Source organism: Bradyrhizobium sp. USDA 4452 (assembly GCF_054063575.1).
Map to the genome: position 1 here is coordinate 8,083,353 of NZ_JBSSGK010000001.1, position 15,166 is coordinate 8,098,518.

General features: G+C 64.8%; 13 protein-coding genes. 8 read left to right on the plus strand and 5 right to left on the minus strand.

Annotated elements, in window-relative coordinates; translation table 11 throughout:
- Positions 1 to 24: 24 nt before the first annotated feature.
- Together ACVISU_RS38120 and ACVISU_RS38125 are read right to left on the minus strand one after the other, a co-directional pair.
- Positions 25 to 1,284, minus strand: a complete 1,260-nt coding sequence (locus ACVISU_RS38120) for an MFS transporter (protein WP_456710391.1) — start codon at positions 1,282 to 1,284, stop codon at positions 25 to 27.
- Positions 1,285 to 1,400: 116 nt separating this feature from the next.
- Entirely contained in the window at positions 1,401 to 1,799 is a 399-nt protein-coding gene (locus tag ACVISU_RS38125; RefSeq protein WP_456710392.1) for a hypothetical protein, read from the minus strand.
- Between the two features lie 113 nt (positions 1,800 to 1,912).
- Here ACVISU_RS38125 and nirB point away from each other — a divergent pair, with 113 nt between their 5' ends.
- The 3 genes from nirB to ACVISU_RS38140 are packed head-to-tail and all read left to right on the plus strand — an operon-like array spanning position 1,913 to position 7,378.
- Complete coding sequence (gene nirB, locus ACVISU_RS38130; protein ID WP_456710393.1) at positions 1,913 to 4,372, plus strand: nitrite reductase large subunit NirB; 2,460 nt, start codon at positions 1,913 to 1,915, stop codon at positions 4,370 to 4,372.
- Positions 4,369 to 4,698, plus strand: coding sequence for a nitrite reductase small subunit NirD (gene nirD / locus ACVISU_RS38135; RefSeq protein WP_050405871.1), 330 nt, complete (start codon positions 4,369 to 4,371; stop codon positions 4,696 to 4,698). The genes nirB and nirD overlap by 4 nt, the downstream gene beginning before the upstream one ends.
- A 16-nt stretch (positions 4,699 to 4,714) precedes the next feature.
- Positions 4,715 to 7,378, plus strand: a complete 2,664-nt coding sequence (locus ACVISU_RS38140) for a nitrate reductase (protein ID WP_456710394.1) — start codon at positions 4,715 to 4,717, stop codon at positions 7,376 to 7,378.
- Between the two features lie 23 nt (positions 7,379 to 7,401).
- Here ACVISU_RS38140 and ACVISU_RS38145 read toward each other — a convergent pair whose 3' ends face one another.
- Positions 7,402 to 7,647, minus strand: a complete 246-nt coding sequence (locus ACVISU_RS38145) for a hypothetical protein (RefSeq protein WP_050402221.1) — start codon at positions 7,645 to 7,647, stop codon at positions 7,402 to 7,404.
- Positions 7,648 to 7,913: 266 nt separating this feature from the next.
- On the opposite strand from ACVISU_RS38145, the gene ACVISU_RS38150 reads away from it, so the two are divergent.
- Positions 7,914 to 9,140 (plus strand): CaiB/BaiF CoA transferase family protein, encoded by a 1,227-nt coding sequence (locus ACVISU_RS38150; protein WP_050402222.1) that lies wholly within the window; start codon positions 7,914 to 7,916, stop codon positions 9,138 to 9,140.
- 233 nt (positions 9,141 to 9,373) lie between these two features.
- Positions 9,374 to 9,769, plus strand: coding sequence for a RidA family protein (locus ACVISU_RS38155; protein WP_456710395.1), 396 nt, complete (start codon positions 9,374 to 9,376; stop codon positions 9,767 to 9,769).
- Positions 9,770 to 9,780: 11 nt separating this feature from the next.
- Here the strand turns inward: ACVISU_RS38155 and ACVISU_RS38160 are convergent, their stop codons facing one another.
- Positions 9,781 to 10,467, minus strand: coding sequence for a TetR/AcrR family transcriptional regulator (locus ACVISU_RS38160; RefSeq protein ID WP_456710396.1), 687 nt, complete (start codon positions 10,465 to 10,467; stop codon positions 9,781 to 9,783).
- A 284-nt stretch (positions 10,468 to 10,751) separates the two neighbouring features.
- On the opposite strand from ACVISU_RS38160, the gene ACVISU_RS38165 reads away from it, so the two are divergent.
- The 3 genes from ACVISU_RS38165 (at position 10,752) to ACVISU_RS38175 (ending at position 14,247) form a co-directional block, all read left to right on the plus strand.
- Positions 10,752 to 11,984, plus strand: coding sequence for an acyl-CoA dehydrogenase family protein (locus tag ACVISU_RS38165; protein WP_456710397.1), 1,233 nt, complete (start codon positions 10,752 to 10,754; stop codon positions 11,982 to 11,984).
- A gap of 134 nt (positions 11,985 to 12,118) precedes the next feature.
- A complete protein-coding gene (locus ACVISU_RS38170) occupies positions 12,119 to 13,177 on the plus strand; it encodes a phosphotransferase family protein (protein WP_050402225.1) in 1,059 nt (352 codons plus the stop codon).
- Between the two features lie 155 nt (positions 13,178 to 13,332).
- Positions 13,333 to 14,247, plus strand: a complete 915-nt coding sequence (locus tag ACVISU_RS38175; RefSeq protein WP_456710398.1) for a DMT family transporter — start codon at positions 13,333 to 13,335, stop codon at positions 14,245 to 14,247.
- 143 nt (positions 14,248 to 14,390) lie between these two features.
- Here ACVISU_RS38175 and lepB read toward each other — a convergent pair whose 3' ends face one another.
- Positions 14,391 to 15,149: a signal peptidase I gene (lepB, locus tag ACVISU_RS38180; protein ID WP_456710399.1), complete on the minus strand. Its 759-nt coding sequence runs from the start codon at positions 15,147 to 15,149 to the stop codon at positions 14,391 to 14,393.
- Positions 15,150 to 15,166: the final 17 nt, after the last annotated feature.

The following is a 15,166-nucleotide window of genomic DNA, read 5'->3' on the forward strand; positions in this document are numbered from 1 at the left end:
CCCGTCCTCTCGCAAGGGGAGCCGTCAGACGCGCGCTCCCGACACTGCGCCCCAGGTGGTGCGCCAGCGGACCTTGACCATCGCAAGTCCGATGAAGCCAAGCAACGCCAGGGCGCCGAAGAACAGGAAGCCGGCGCCAAAGCCGCCGGTCATGCCCTTGGCGAAACCAAGCGTCTGGGCGAGGAAGAAGCCGCCGATGCCGCCGGCGCAGCCGACCAGCCCGGTCATCAGGCCGATCTCGTGGCGAAAGCGCAACGGGATCAACTGGAACACCGCGCCATTGCCCATGCCGAGCGCCAGCACGCCGATCGAGAACAGCAGCACCGATATCCAGGCGATGCGCGGCAGCTCGGTCAGCGCCCAGCCGCCCTGCGTCGCCGCCGCCGGCCCCTCGGGCATGAAGGCGATCACGAGATAGGCGGCGACCACGACACCGAACAGGATCGACAGCGAACGAATGCCGCCGATGCGGTCGGCGATCATGCCGCCGACGGGACGGAAGCCCGAGCCGAACGCGACGATCAGCGCGACCAGCATGCCGGCCGCGACGCCCGAGACGTGATACTGTACGGTGAAATAGAGCGGCAGCGCGTTGGCGAGCCCGACGAAACCGCCGAAGGTGATGAAGTAGAAGAACATGAACCAGCGGCTGTCGGAGTCCTTCAGCAGTTCGCCGTAGGCCTTCAGCGAGATCTTCTTGCGCTCGCCCGGCGCGTCCTTGGCCGCGAGCGCGTAATAGGCAAGCACCATCAGCATCGGAAACAGCAAGCAGCCGAACACGGCCTGCCAGCCCCAATGTTCGGCGATGCTCGGTGCCAGCAGCGTGTCGAGCACGACGCCCATATTGCCGGCGCCGGCGATCCCCATCACCACGCCCTGATATTGCGGCGGATACCAGCGGCTGGCCTGGGGCAGGGCGACGGCGAAGGAGGCGCTGCCGACGCCGAGCGCAAGCCCGAACAGCTCGATCGCAAGCTTGCTGTTGAGCCCGAAGTGCCACACCGACGCGGTCGCAGCGATCACCACCAACTGGGCGATGATGCCGGTGCGCTTGGCGCCGATGATGTCGGCGAGAATGCCCATCGGCACGCGCAGCAGCGCCCCGGCCAGCACGGGAATGGCGACCAGGGTGAACTTCTCGTTGACGGCCAGACTCATGTCGCGCGCGACGTAGACGATCAGCGGTCCGAGCGCGACCCACGCCATGAAACTGATGTCGAAGTACAGGAACGCGGCGAGCAGGGTCGGCCAGTGACCTGCCTTCTTGAACTCGGCTAGTTTCATCGCAACGTCTCGCGGTGATGCGGCGGAGGCGGCCGCGCAGGGTGCGGTCGTCTCGGGCGCAGATAAATCGAATGTGGGGTGAATGGTGAGTGCGCTCGTCGTTGAGACGCACTCCGTCAAGCGTTCAAGTCAGCAATTTGCGTGCCATCGAATCGATCGCGTCGCTTTGCCTTGCAGTCGCAAGACGTTGCCGCGAGATCGCGAACCGAGCCCGGCGGTCGGACCTGGCGTGGCTTACAGCAAGCGCCGCCGCCCAAACGCGCACGCTGATGCTTTCTTGTGCGATGTGCAATGAGCGCGCGATGACGCATCGATGGCGATTGGCCTCGCAGCCGCTGATGCTGTGCTGCACAAGAGATCATCGGCGTGGCTAAAAAATCGGCCAGCGCGCTGCGCGGCGCGTCATTGGGCACATTCGAGGTCGCGTAAAACTCATTGATTTTGCGACGAGATTCGTCCGCGCGAAGTTGGCACGCGTTTTGAATATCAGTCGATAACGGAACATCGGTCGTCATCGAAGACGGTCTGCGCCCGCGGCTGGGCTTCCTACAACTCCAACCTTTATCGGTGCCCATCAACGACGCACGTCGCGTCGCTGAATAGCGCCGTCGGAATTGAAAGGCAGACCATGCTCGACAAAGTGACCAAGCAGAAGCTCGTGGTGATCGGCAACGGGATGGCTGGCATCCGCACGGTCGAGGCGCTGCTCGAGCGCGCGCCCGATCTCTACGACATCACGGTGTTCGGCTCCGAGCCCTACGGCAATTACAACCGCATCCTGCTGTCCCCGGTACTCGCCGGCGAGAAGAGCGTCGACGACATCATGCTCAACACCCTCGACTGGTATGAGGACAACAACATCACGCTGCGCAAGGGCGAGACGATCAGCATGATCGATCGCCGCACCTGTGAAGTCGTCACCGAGGCAGGCGAGCGCGTCCCCTACGACCGCCTTTTGATCGCGACGGGCTCAAATCCGATCATGCTGCCGCTGCCGGGCAAGGAGCTGCCGGGCGTGATCGGCTTCCGCGACATCTATGACGTCGACCGCATGATCAAGGCCTCGACCGACTATCGCAACGCCGTCGTGATCGGCGGCGGCCTGCTCGGTCTCGAAGCCGCCAACGGGCTGATGAAGCGCGGCATGAACGTCACGGTCGTGCATCTGCTCGACACCTTGATGGAGCGTCAGCTCGATCCGGTGGCCGGTGGGCTGCTGCGCAAGTCGCTGGAAGAGCGCGGCATGGTGTTCAAGATGCCGGCGCAGACCCAGGCGATCCTCGGCGAGGACCGCGTCACCGGCGTGCGCTTCGGCGACGGCACCGAGCTTGCGGCTGATCTCGTGGTGATGGCGGTCGGCATCCGCCCGAACTTCGAACTCGCCAAGAAGGCCGGGCTGTACTGCGAGCGCGGCATCGTCGTCTCCGACACCATGCAGACCTATGACGGTCGCATCTATGCGGTCGGCGAGTGCGTGCAGCACCGCCGCCAGACCTACGGTCTCGTGGCGCCGCTGTTCGACCAGGCCAAGGTCTGCGCCAACCACCTCGCGATGAAGGGCTTTGCCACCTATGACGGGTCGGTCACCTCGACCAAGCTGAAGGTCACCGGCATCGACCTGTTCTCGGCCGGCGACTTCGCACCCGGGCCGGACAAAGAGGAGATCGTGCTGCAGGACGCCAATCGCGGCGTCTACAAGCGCATCATCCTGAAGGACAAGAAGATCGTCGGCGCCGTGCTCTATGGCGACACCATCGACGGCCCCTGGTACTTCCAGCATCTGCGCGACGGCACCGACGTCTCGCATATGCGCGAACGCCTGGTGTTCGGCGCCGCCAATCTCGGCGACGGCGGCGTCAGCGGTCAGAACTCGGTTGCCGCGATGAGCGACGAGACCGAGATCTGCGGCTGCAACGGCGTCTGCAAGGGCGCGATCGTCAAGGCGATCTCCGAGAAGAAGCTGTTCACGCTCGACGAGGTCCGCGCCCATACCAAGGCCTCGTCGTCCTGCGGCTCCTGCACTGGCCTCGTCGAGCAGGTGCTGGCGTTCACGCTCGGCGGCGACTATTCGGCGGCGCCGAAGGTCAAGCCGCTGTGCAAGTGCACCGATCACAGCCACGACGACGTCCGTCGCGTCATCGTCGAGCAGCAGCTCAAGACCATTCCGGCCGTGATGCGCTTCATGGAATGGAAGACGCTCAACGGCTGCCATTCCTGCCGTCCAGCGCTCAACTACTATCTGCTCGCGACCTGGCCCGGCGAGTATCGCGACGACCAGCAGTCGCGCTTCATCAATGAGCGCGTCCACGCCAACATCCAGAAGGACGGCACCTACTCGGTGGTGCCGCGGATGTGGGGCGGCGTCACCACGCCGAGCGAGCTGCGCGCCATCGCCGACGTCGCCGAGAAGTTCAACATCCCGACGGTGAAGGTCACCGGTGGCCAGCGCATCGACCTGCTCGGCGTCAAGAAGGAGGACCTGCCGGCGGTGTGGGCCGATCTCAACGACGCCGGCATGGTTTCGGGCCATGCCTACGCCAAGGGCCTGCGCACGGTGAAGACCTGTGTCGGCTCGGAATGGTGCCGGTTCGGTACCCAGGATTCGACCGGCCTCGGCATCAAGCTCGAGAAGTTCATGTGGGGCTCCTGGACGCCGGCCAAGGTCAAGCTCGGCGTCTCCGGCTGCCCGCGCAACTGTGCCGAGGCGACCTGCAAGGACGTCGGCGTGGTCTGCGTCGATTCCGGCTACGAGATCCATTTCGCCGGCGCCGCGGGCTTGCACATCAAGGGTACCGAGTACCTCGCCAAGGTCGAAACCGAGGACGAGACGCTCGAGGTGATCGTGGCGCTGACCCAGCTTTACCGCGAGGAGGGCTGGTATCTGGAGCGCATGTACAAATGGTGCGACCGCGTCGGTCTCGAGCAGATCAGGAAGCGGGTGGTCGACGACATCGCCAACCGCAAGGCGCTGTTCGCCCGTTTTGCTCATTCGCAGCAGTTCGCGCAGACCGATCCGTGGGCCGAGCGCGCCAGCCGCGGCGTCGACCGCAACGAGTTCGCGCCGCTCGCCGAATTGGAGCTCGCATGACCAGCTGGATCGAAATCGGGGCGCTCGACGACATTCCGCGGCTCGGCTCGCGCGTGGTGCGTACGCCAGGCGGCAACATCGCGGTGTTCCGGACCGAGAGCGACGAGGTGTTCGCGCTCGACGACCGCTGCCCGCACAAGGGCGGGCCGCTGTCGCAGGGCATCGTGCACAACAAACGCGTGACCTGTCCGCTGCATAATTTCGTCATCGAGCTGGCAAACGGGCAGGCGGTCGCGCCTGACGAAGGCTGCACGCATACCCATCCGGCCAAGGTCGAGAACGGCGTTGTCTGGCTGTCGCTGCGGCAGGCGGCTGCGGTGAGCTGAACGGTCAGGTCAGGCAATGTCCGTCAAGACCACGTGTCCTTATTGCGGTGTCGGGTGTGGCGTCATCGCGTCCAGGGACGCGGCGGGCGCGGTCCAGGTCGAGGGCGACAAGCAGCATCCGGCCAATTTTGGCCGGCTGTGCAGCAAGGGCTCGGCGCTCGCCGAAACCGTCGATCTCGACGGGCGACTGCTAGAGCCGATGATCGACGGCGCGCCCGCCGCGTGGGACGACGCGCTCGATCGCGTCGCCGATGGCTTCAGTCGCGTTATTCGCGAACACGGGCCTGACGCGATCGCGTTCTACGTTTCCGGCCAGCTCCTGACCGAGGACTATTACGTCATCAACAAGCTCGCCAAGGGCTTTGTCGGCACCGCCAATATCGACACCAATTCGCGGCTGTGCATGGCCTCCAGCGTCGCGGGGCACAAGCGTGCGTTCGGCAGCGACACCGTGCCGGGCTGCTACGAGGATCTTGAGCAGGCCGACCTGCTGGTGCTGGTCGGCTCCAACGCCGCCTGGTGCCATCCGATCCTGCACCAGCGCATGCTGGCGGCAAAAGAGAAGAACCCGGCGTGCAAGATCGTGGTGATCGATCCGCGCCGCACCGCGACCTGTGAGGGCGCCGATCTGCATCTGCCGCTGCGCTCCGGCAGCGATGCCGTGCTGTTCAATGGCCTGTTCGCGTTCCTCGCTGGCAGCAATGCGGTCGATCGCGGCTTTGTCGGCAATCGCACGACGGGGATCGTCGACGCCCTCAAGCAGGTGGCCGGCCAGACCCTGGCGCAGACCGCTGCGACGTGTGGGCTCAGCGAAGGTGCGGTCGGACTGTTCTTCGACTGGTTCACCCGCACGGAGCGCGTCGTCACGCTGTATTCGCAAGGCATCAACCAGTCGTCGAGCGGCGTCGACAAGGTCAACGCCATCATCAATTGCCATCTGTTGACCGGGCGCATCGGCCGTCCCGGCATGGGGCCGTTCTCGCTGACCGGGCAGCCCAACGCGATGGGCGGCCGCGAGGTCGGCGGGCTCGCCAACCAACTCGCCGCGCATATGGAAATCGAGAATCCGGCGCATCGCGAGCTGGTGCAGCGGTTCTGGCGCGCGCCTGTGATTGCGGAGAAGGGCGGACTGAAGGCGGTCGACATGTTCGACGCGATCGCCGATGGCCGCATCAAGGCGGTGTGGATCATCTCGACCAATCCGGTGGTCAGCCTGCCCGATGCCGACCGCGCGCGCGCCGCGCTCGACGCCTGCGAGCTCGTCGTGGTGACGGATTGCACGCGCGACACCGACACCACGCGCCATGCCGACGTGCTGCTGCCGGCGCTGGCGTGGGGCGAGAAGGACGGCACCGTCACCAATTCCGAGCGGCGGATCTCGCGGCAACGGCCGTTCCTGCCGGCGCCAGGCGAGGCGCGCGCCGACTGGCGCATCATCTGCGACGTCGCCGTGCGCATGGGATATCCCGGCTTCGATTATGCCTCGGTCGTCGAGGTGTTCCGTGAGCACGCCGAACTATCTGGCTTCGAGAACAACGGCAAGCGCGATTTCGACATCTCGGCGCTGGCCGCGCTCGACGACGGCGCTTATGACGCGCTGGCGCCGGTGCAGTGGCCGGTGACATCGCAGCATCCGGCCGGCACGCCGCGGATGTTCGAAAGCCAGACATTCTTCACGCCCGACCGCAAGGCGCGCTTTGTGCCGGTCGCGCCGCGCGCGGCGCGCAATGCCACCAGCCGTGACTATCCGCTGGTGCTCAACACTGGTCGGATCAGAGATCAGTGGCACACCATGACCCGGACCGGAAAGACCGGACGGCTGCTGTCGCACATCTTTGAGCCCTGTGCCGAATTCCACCCCGAGGACGCGATGCAGGCCGGGCTGCCGAACGAAGGCCTGGTGCGGCTGACCAGCAGCTGGGGCGAGATGATCGCGCGCGTCGTGGTCAGCGCCGACCAGCGCCGCGGCTGCGTGTTCGTACCCATGCACTGGAACGAGGAGTTCGCCGGCGAGGGCCGCGTCAACGCGCTGGTCAATCCGGCGGTCGATCCGCTGTCCGGCCAGCCGGAATCCAAGCACACGCCGGTCAAGGCCGATCCTTACACGCCGAAATGGCACGCCTTCATCCTGAGCCGCGGTGCGATCAAGCGTCCGGCAAGCGGCTACTGGGTCTACGGCAAGGCCGGCGATTGCACGCGGCTGGAGCTTGCGCTGGATGTTCGCCCGGAGAGCTGGCGCGACTGGGCGCAGGCGCAACTCGGCCTCGACGGCGTCGAGATCGAATGGATCGCCTATCGCGATCCGGCTGCGGGCCGCTTCCGCTACGCCGCGGTGCGCGACGGCCGGCTCGAGGGCTGCGTCTTCATCGCGCCGGATCACACGCTGCCGTCGCGGGCCTGGCTGACCGGGCTGTTTGCGGAACGGCAGTTGTCGCCGAATGCGAGAATGGCGCTGCTCGCCGGACGGCCGTCCGGCGCCGGCGAGGACGTCGGTCCGATCGTCTGCTCCTGCTTCAGCGTCGGACGGCACCAGATCGCCGCCGAGATCAGGAAGGGCGCCGACAGCATTGATGCGATTGGCCGCTGCCTGAAGGCCGGCACCAATTGCGGCGGCTGCAAGCCTGAGATCGGCAAGCTGATTGGCGTCACCGCGCAGCCGCGGCAGGCCGTCGCGTCCTGAGTCCATGATCGGCCTGAGCGAGACTAGCAGCCGCGGCAGATGCTCTTGAGCTTGCTGTTGAGCAGGCGGTCCTCCTCGTCGGCGGCCGCCTTGGTGTAGGGGTCGTCGGCGTGGCGCCTGTCGGCGGCAAATCCGCCGCCACGACTTCCGCCGCCGGCATGGATGCCGTGGCTGTGCCCGCCGCCATGACCGTGGCCGCGCGCGTCGGCCGGCGGCATCGCAGCCGTAACCAGCGCCAGCAGCAGGCCGACCCTCGTGATCGTCCGCATGAAGTCCTCCTCGTCGCGGCAGGATACCGCTGGCGTTGAGACAAGTCGGTGTCGGCGATCTTCACAATTTCGCGTGGCGGCAATCGGCTCGATTCTCGCGGCCGGTTCCCGCCCGATCGCGGCACATAGGCCGCCCGCGGATGGCTTCATGCCGACAATGCAGTGCTCGCGGCAGCAAAATGGTGTATCGGCAAGCTCTGGCGCCCGCAGGACTTTGGTCCGGCGCCGCATAATCAAGATTTTGCAAGGATATCGGAGGAACGTTCATGTCGGCTCTGCCACTTTCGGGCATCAAGGTTCTCGATTTGACGCGGGTGCTCGCGGGCCCGCTGTCGGCCCAGATGCTGGCGGATCTCGGCGCCGAGGTGATCAAGATCGAGCGGCCCGGCGGCGGCGACGACGCCCGCGCCTTTGGCCCGCCCTATCTCAAGGATCCCGAAGGCAAGGCGAACAACAACAACTCGTTCTACCTCTGCGCCAACCGCAACAAGAAGTCAGTCACCGTCAATATCGCCAAGCCCGAAGGGCAGGCGATTATCCGCGAACTCGCCAAGTCGGTCGACGTGATGATGGAGAACTACAAGGTCGGCGACCTCAAGCGCTACGGCCTCGACTACGACACTATCAAGCAGCTCAATCCCGGCATCATCTATTGCTCGGTGACCGGCTTCGGCCAGACTGGCCCGTACGCCACGCGCGCCGGCTACGACGCGATCCTGCAGGCTATGGGCGGCCTGATGAGCGTGACCGGCCATATCGACGGTGAGCCCGGCGCCGGCCCGATGAAGGTCGGCCCCTCGATCGTCGACTACATGACCGGCATGAACACCTCGATCGGAATCCTGTCGGCGCTGTACCATCGCGATGCCAACAACGGCGAAGGGCAGCATGTCGACGTCTGCCTGTTCGATACCGTGATCGCCTCGCTGTCGCACTGGCTGCAGATCTACCTCGTCAACGGCACCATGCCGCCGCGCCGCGGCACCTGGGGCAATGGCGGCATGCCGGCCGGCGTGTTCCGCTGCACCGACGGCGAGCTGATGCTGGTGGTCGGCAATGACGGCCAGTTTCAGCGCACCTGCGCCGTGCTCGGCGAGCCCGAGCTCGCCAATGACAAGCGCTTCATCAAGAACAACGACCGCGTCGTGCACGGCAAGGAGATCATGGCGATCTTTGCCGGCCTGTTCCTGAAGCATCCGGTCGCGTACTGGCTGGAGAAACTTGAGGAGGCCGGCGTGCCGTCCGGCCCGATCAACAATTTCGAGCAGGTGTTCAGCGATCCGCACGTGCAGTCGCGCGGCATGCGGGTGAAGGTCGATCATCCCTTCGAGCCGAACCTGTCGCTGATCCGCAACGCGCTGACCTTCTCGGGCACCCCGATCACCGACTACCGCGCCCCGCCGCTGCTCGGCGCCGACACCAAGGACGTGCTGGCGACCATCGGCTACGACGACGCCAAGGTCGAGGGACTGAAGGCGCAGGGGATTTTGTAGCCGCGCGCAGCGACCTTTCCCCGTCATCCTGAGGAGCGGCCTCTCGGCCGCGTCTCGAAGGATGAATCGGCCCGGCTGGTGGCCGTCGACCCTTCGAGACGCGCGCAAGAGCGCGCTCCTCAGGGTGACGGTGATAGAGTGTGGCTGCAGTAACACTTCGACTGGCATCGAAGCATCATTGACATCGGCCTGTTAGATTGTCGCCATCGATCCTCTATCGAAAGGTGCCAATGATGAAACGGGAAGTGATCCGCGTCGAGCCGATCTCGAGCTGGCTGGAGCGCTGGAAGGCGCCGGCGTCGGCAGTGACGCGGGCCGGCAACATGATCTTCGTCTCCGGCCTGCCGCCGTTCGATCCGTCAACCGGGGAGATCGCTGCCGGCGCCTCGATCGAGCGGCAGAGCGAGCTGGTGATGGAGCAGCTCAGGCAGTGCCTCGAGGCTGCCGGCGCCTCGTTCGACAACGTGATGAAGTGCAACATCTTCTGCACCTCGGCAAAACACTTCGCCACCTTCAACGCGATCTACCGGCGATATTTCGCGGATGATCCGCCGGCGCGGATCTTCGTCTGCATCCCGGAATGGACCGGGCCGTTCGACATCGAGATCGACTGCATTGCGATGGTGTAGGGCAGGGCCCCTTACAAATCCTGGCGCGTCAGGCGGCCGTGTACCACCACCGGCCGCAGCGGCTTGCTCGGCACGTCGTTCATCGTCAGCGCCATCACCGAGACCGTGACCACGCGATCGATGATGGCGCGGACGTCGTCGAGGTCGCATTTGCCTTCCGACAGCCGCAGCAGGCGTTCCTTCTCGCGGATGGTGTGATGCGCCATCGCGAGCGCGAAGTGCAGGCCCCAATACAGCTCGGCGTCGTCGCGTCCAGGCATCGCGCGGCGCATCGCGGCGGCGAATTTGCGCAAATGATCGACCTCGCGGTTCTTGATGCGGCGGATCGGCGGTACGGATTCGATCGAGGCGCGGATCATGAAACGCGCCGCGGTCGAGCCCTCGCGGTCCGGTCCGAGGCAGCCGCGCAGGGTGGGGCCGACGAGGGCGCGCATGATGTCTTCGATCGAGGCGCGTCCGCCGCCTTTCTCTTCCGCGGCCTTCAGCTCGTTGAGACGTTCGCGGTTAGTCTGGATGCTGCGGGTGACGAACAGCTCCGCGATCAATTCGTCCTTGGAGCCGAAATGATAGTTCACCGCCGCGAGGTTGACGTTTGCCTCCGCGACGATGTCGCGCAACGTGACGTCGCCGAAGCCGCGGTCGGCATAGAGCCGCTCGGCGGCGGCGAGAATGGCGGATCGGGTCTGGTCGCTGGCCATGGCTGTGAGCCTTTCCGTTATTCTGCGGGGCGCCGCGGAATGACGAAGACGACGGGGAGTTGCTTTTCAAACATTTGTATGAAACTATCGTTTGAAGAGCCGGAAATGTCAATCCGCAGATCGCGGGGCGGCGTCCTGGCACACCACCGCCGCCATTTTCGCGAACGCCCTTGCGAGCCGCGGAGGTGGGGTCAACAATGTTGCCCAAGAGGCCACGGCCCAAGTTCAGGTTCAAGTTCACGGCCCAGATGTGCGGCCCAAGTCTAGGAAACGAGGAGCGTCCCATGGATTTCACGATGTCGGCCAGGCAGAAGGAATGGCTTGAGCGGGTTCAGGCGTTCATGAAAACGCATGTCCGCCCCGCCGTGCCGATCTATGAAAAGCAGGATGCTGAAGGCCCGCGCTGGAAGGTGATCCCGATCCTCGAGGATCTGAAGAAGAAGGCGAAGGCCGAAGGCCTCTGGAACATGTTCATGCCGCCGTCCTCGCATGAGGACGACGAATTCCACGGCGCGGGACTGACCAATCTCGAATACGCGCTGCTGTCGGAAGAGATGGGCCGCATCTCCTGGGCGTCCGAGGTCTTCAACTGCTCGGCTCCGGATACCGGCAACATGGAAGTGTTCATCCGCTACGGTACCAAGGAGCAGAAGCGCAAATGGCTGCGTCCGCTGATTGACGGCGAGATCCGCTCGGCCTTCCTGATGACCGAGCCGGCGGTCGCGTCCTCTGACGCCACCAACATCGAGACCCGCATCGAGAAGGACGGCGATCACTACGTGATCAACGGCCGCAAATGGTGGTCGTCGGGCGTCGGCGATCCGCGCTGCAAGATCGCCATCCTGATGGGCAAGACCGATTTCAACGCCGCCAAGCATCAACAGCAGTCGCAGATTCTGGTGCCGCTCGACACCCCCGGTATCAAGGTCGAGAAGATGCTGCCCGTGTTCGGCTTCGACGATGCCCCGCACGGCCACGCCCAGGTGTTGCTCGAAAACGTCCGCGTGCCGAAGGAGAACATCCTGCTCGGCGAGGGCCGCGGCTTCGAGATCGCGCAGGGCCGGCTCGGCCCGGGCCGCATCCATCACTGCATGCGCACCATCGGCCAGGCCGAGGAGGCGCTGGAGAAGATGGTGAAGCGGCTCGCCTCGCGCACCGCGTTCGGCAAGAAGATCATCGAGCATTCGGTCTGGGAACAGCGCATCGGCGAGGCCCGCACCGACATCGAGATGAATCGCCTGCTGTGCCTCAAGGCCGCTGATATGATGGACAAGGTCGGCAACAAGACCGCGCAGGCCGAGATCGCGATGATCAAGGTTGCAGCTCCAAACATGGCGCTGAAGATCATCGACCAGGCAATCCAGGCTTTTGGCGGCGGCGGCGTCTCCGACGACGCCGGGCTTGCCAAGGCCTATGCCCATATCCGCACGCTCCGTCTCGCCGACGGTCCGGACGAGGTGCACAATCGCGCCATTGCCAGACTTGAACTTCGGAAGTATGCAAACACGTCGCACTGAGCATGACGCGGAACGCATGGCGTTCGTGCTGACATCGTGCTCAGAATGAAAAAGAGAGATCAGGCTGGCGTGCCAGCCTGATTGAAGGAGCGTCAGACGGCGCTCCCCAAGAACTGAATTGAGGGAGCGTCATCGTGGCGGACGGCGTCAGGAAAGACGAAGAATTTTCCGGCACAAGGGAAGTCGAGGAGCGCCATCGTATCAACGAGGCGAATCTCTCGGCCTGGATGCAGCAACACGTTGAGGGCTACCAGGGCCCGCTCAAGGTCCTGCAGTTCAAGGGTGGTCAGTCCAACCCGACCTACAAGCTCGAGACCCCCGGCCGCAATTACGTGATGCGCCGCCGGCCGTTCGGTAAACTGTTGCCGTCGGCCCATGCGGTCGATCGCGAGTTCCGCGTGATTGCGGCGCTCGGCAAGCAGAATTTTCCGGTCGCGAAAGCCTACGCGCTGTGCACCGACGATGCGGTGATCGGCTCGGCCTTCTACATCATGTCGATGGAGGAGGGGCGGGTGTTCTGGGACCCGACGCTGCCGAGCCAGCAGCCCGACGCGCGACGCAAGATCTTCACCAGCAAGATCGAGACCCTGGCGAAGCTGCACGTCCTCGATCCCGAGAAGATCGGCCTTGGCGATTTCGGCAAGCCCGGCAATTATTTTGCGCGCCAGGTCGACCGCTGGACCAAGCAGTACCGCGCGTCCGAAACGCAGCACATTCCCGAGTTCGAGAAGCTCGCCGAATGGCTGCCGAAGACGGTGCCGGAGCAGAAGCGCGTCTCGGTCGTGCACGGCGACTATCGCCTCGACAACATGATCTTCCATGCCACCGAGCCGCGGGTGCAGGCGGTGCTCGACTGGGAATTGTCGACGCTCGGCGATCCCATGGCCGATTTCACCTATCTGTTGATGCAGTGGACCATGCCGGGCCTCGCCAATGCCGACCTCAAGGCGTTGAACATTCCAAGCCAGGACGAGGCCGCGCAGATCTACTGCAACGTCACCGGCATGGCCGTGCCGGATCTCAACTGGTACTTCTCCTACAATCTGTTCCGCCTCGCCGGCATCACGCAGGGCATTGCGGGCCGCGTCCGCGACGGCACCGCCGCTAATGCCAAGGCCCTCGAATCGGCCGCGCGCACCGTGCCGTTGTCGAAGGCGTCATGGGAATACGCGCAGAAGGCCGGCGCAACCTGATACGAAATCGCGGCGCGATCCCCAGGGTTCGCGCCGCTTCTGCGAGAAGCTGCGGCATTTCCGCATTGTAGCCATCTGTGACTTGAGTTCGCCGCGCCGTCTTGGCAAGTCAGTCCGGTCGACGCCCGCCCTGGTCCTGATCGGACATTTTCACTTTGACCCTTTCCCCGAATCTTCGCGGCAGCCTGTTCATGGCTGCGGCCATGGCCAGCTTCACTGTCAACGACACCATCACCAAGGCGGTGTCGGCGGAGCTCAACATCGGCGAGGTCCTGCTGGTCCGCGGCCTGGTCGCGATGGTGCTGGTCGCGGCGCTCGCCTGGTACCGTGACGCGCTGCGCAGCTTCAGTGCGCTGCTGATCTGGCCGGTGGGACTGCGCGTCCTGGGCGAGATCGGCGGCACGCTGACCTATCTGTCGGCGATTTCGCAGATCCCGCTCGCCAATGCATCGGCGATCTTCCAGGCGCTGCCGCTCGTCATCACGCTGGGCGCGGCGCTGGTGTTCGGCGAGCCGGTCGGCTGGCGGCGTTGGCTTGCGATCGCCGCTGGCTTCATCGGCGTGCTGGTCATCGTCCGGCCTGGCGCGGAGGGTTCTAGCCAGCCTGCGCTGCTGGCGCTGGCGTCGGTCGGCTTCTGCGCGGTGCGCGATCTCGCCACCCGCCGCATCCCGAAACAGTTGCCGACCGTGTTCATCACCTTGCTCACCACCGTGACGGTGACGACGGCAGGTGCCGTCGTCCTTGTGCCGCTCGGCGGCTGGAAGCCGCCATCCGGCCAAGCGCTCGGCCTGCTCACATTCGCCGCGGTGCTGATCCTGATCGGTTATCAATGCATCATCGTGTCGCTGCGCACCGGCGACATCTCGGCGGTGGCGCCGTTTCGCTACACCGCGCTGCCATGGGCGATGCTGACCGGCTATCTCGCCTTCGGCCACAAGCCTGACGGTGCGATGCTCGTGGGCGCCGCGATCATCGTCGCCTCCGGCCTCTATGCCTTCTACCGCGAGCGCCAGCGCGACAAGCTCCGCCCGGCGGCCACCGGACCGGGGCTGCCGCCGGACGGGTTGTAAGATTGTAGGGCGGATTAGCCAAAGGCCTAGACTAATCCGCCGATGGCACCGCCGGGCAGGTCCGGCGGGTTCCGTCTGCTGCCTTCGCCCGTTGAGCCGCGGCGGACGTAGTCGGTTAACCAACCCGTCCTACGTACTGAACATCAATGAATGCCCGTGAACAGCCGGTTCCAGCGCACCGAGGTCGGCCAGCGCCATACCTGCCATGCCGGCGCATCATTGCCGATCGAGAAGAAGATCACCTTGGCTTGCCCGATCAGGTTCTCGAACGGCACGTAACCGACGCCGCCGCGAGCCGGGGGCACGCGGCTGTCGGCCGAGTTGTCGCGGTTGTCGCCCATTGCGAAGAAATTCCCCGGCGGCACCACATAGACCTGTGTGTTGTCGTATTCGGACCGCTCGATGCGATCGAGCGTGTCGTAGCTGACCCCGTTCGGCAGGGTCTCGCGCCAGCGTTTGACGCGGACCGGGCGCGGCCCCTCGTCGCGATCGACATAGTCGTCGACCCGCTCGCGCTTGACCGCGGTGCCGTTGATGTAAAGCTGCCCGTCGATCATTTGAATGCGATCGCCAGGCAGGCCGATCACGCGCTTGATGAAATCAACGGAGTCGTCGCTCGGCAGCCGGAACACCACCACGTCACCCGGCTTGGGCTCGGAGCCGAAGATGCGGCCCGAGAACAGCCGCGGCGAGAACGGCAGGGAGTAGTGCGTGTATCCGTAGCTGTATTTCGAGAGAAACAGGTAGTCGCCGACCAGCAGCGTCGATTCCATCGACTCGGACGGAATGTTGAAGGACTGGAACAGGAAGGTGCGGATCACCAGCGCGATGATCAGCGCCTGCACGGCGACGCGGAAGGTTTCCGCCAATCCGCCTTGCTGTTGTTCTTTCTTGGTCGACATACCCGGGCTCCGTTTCA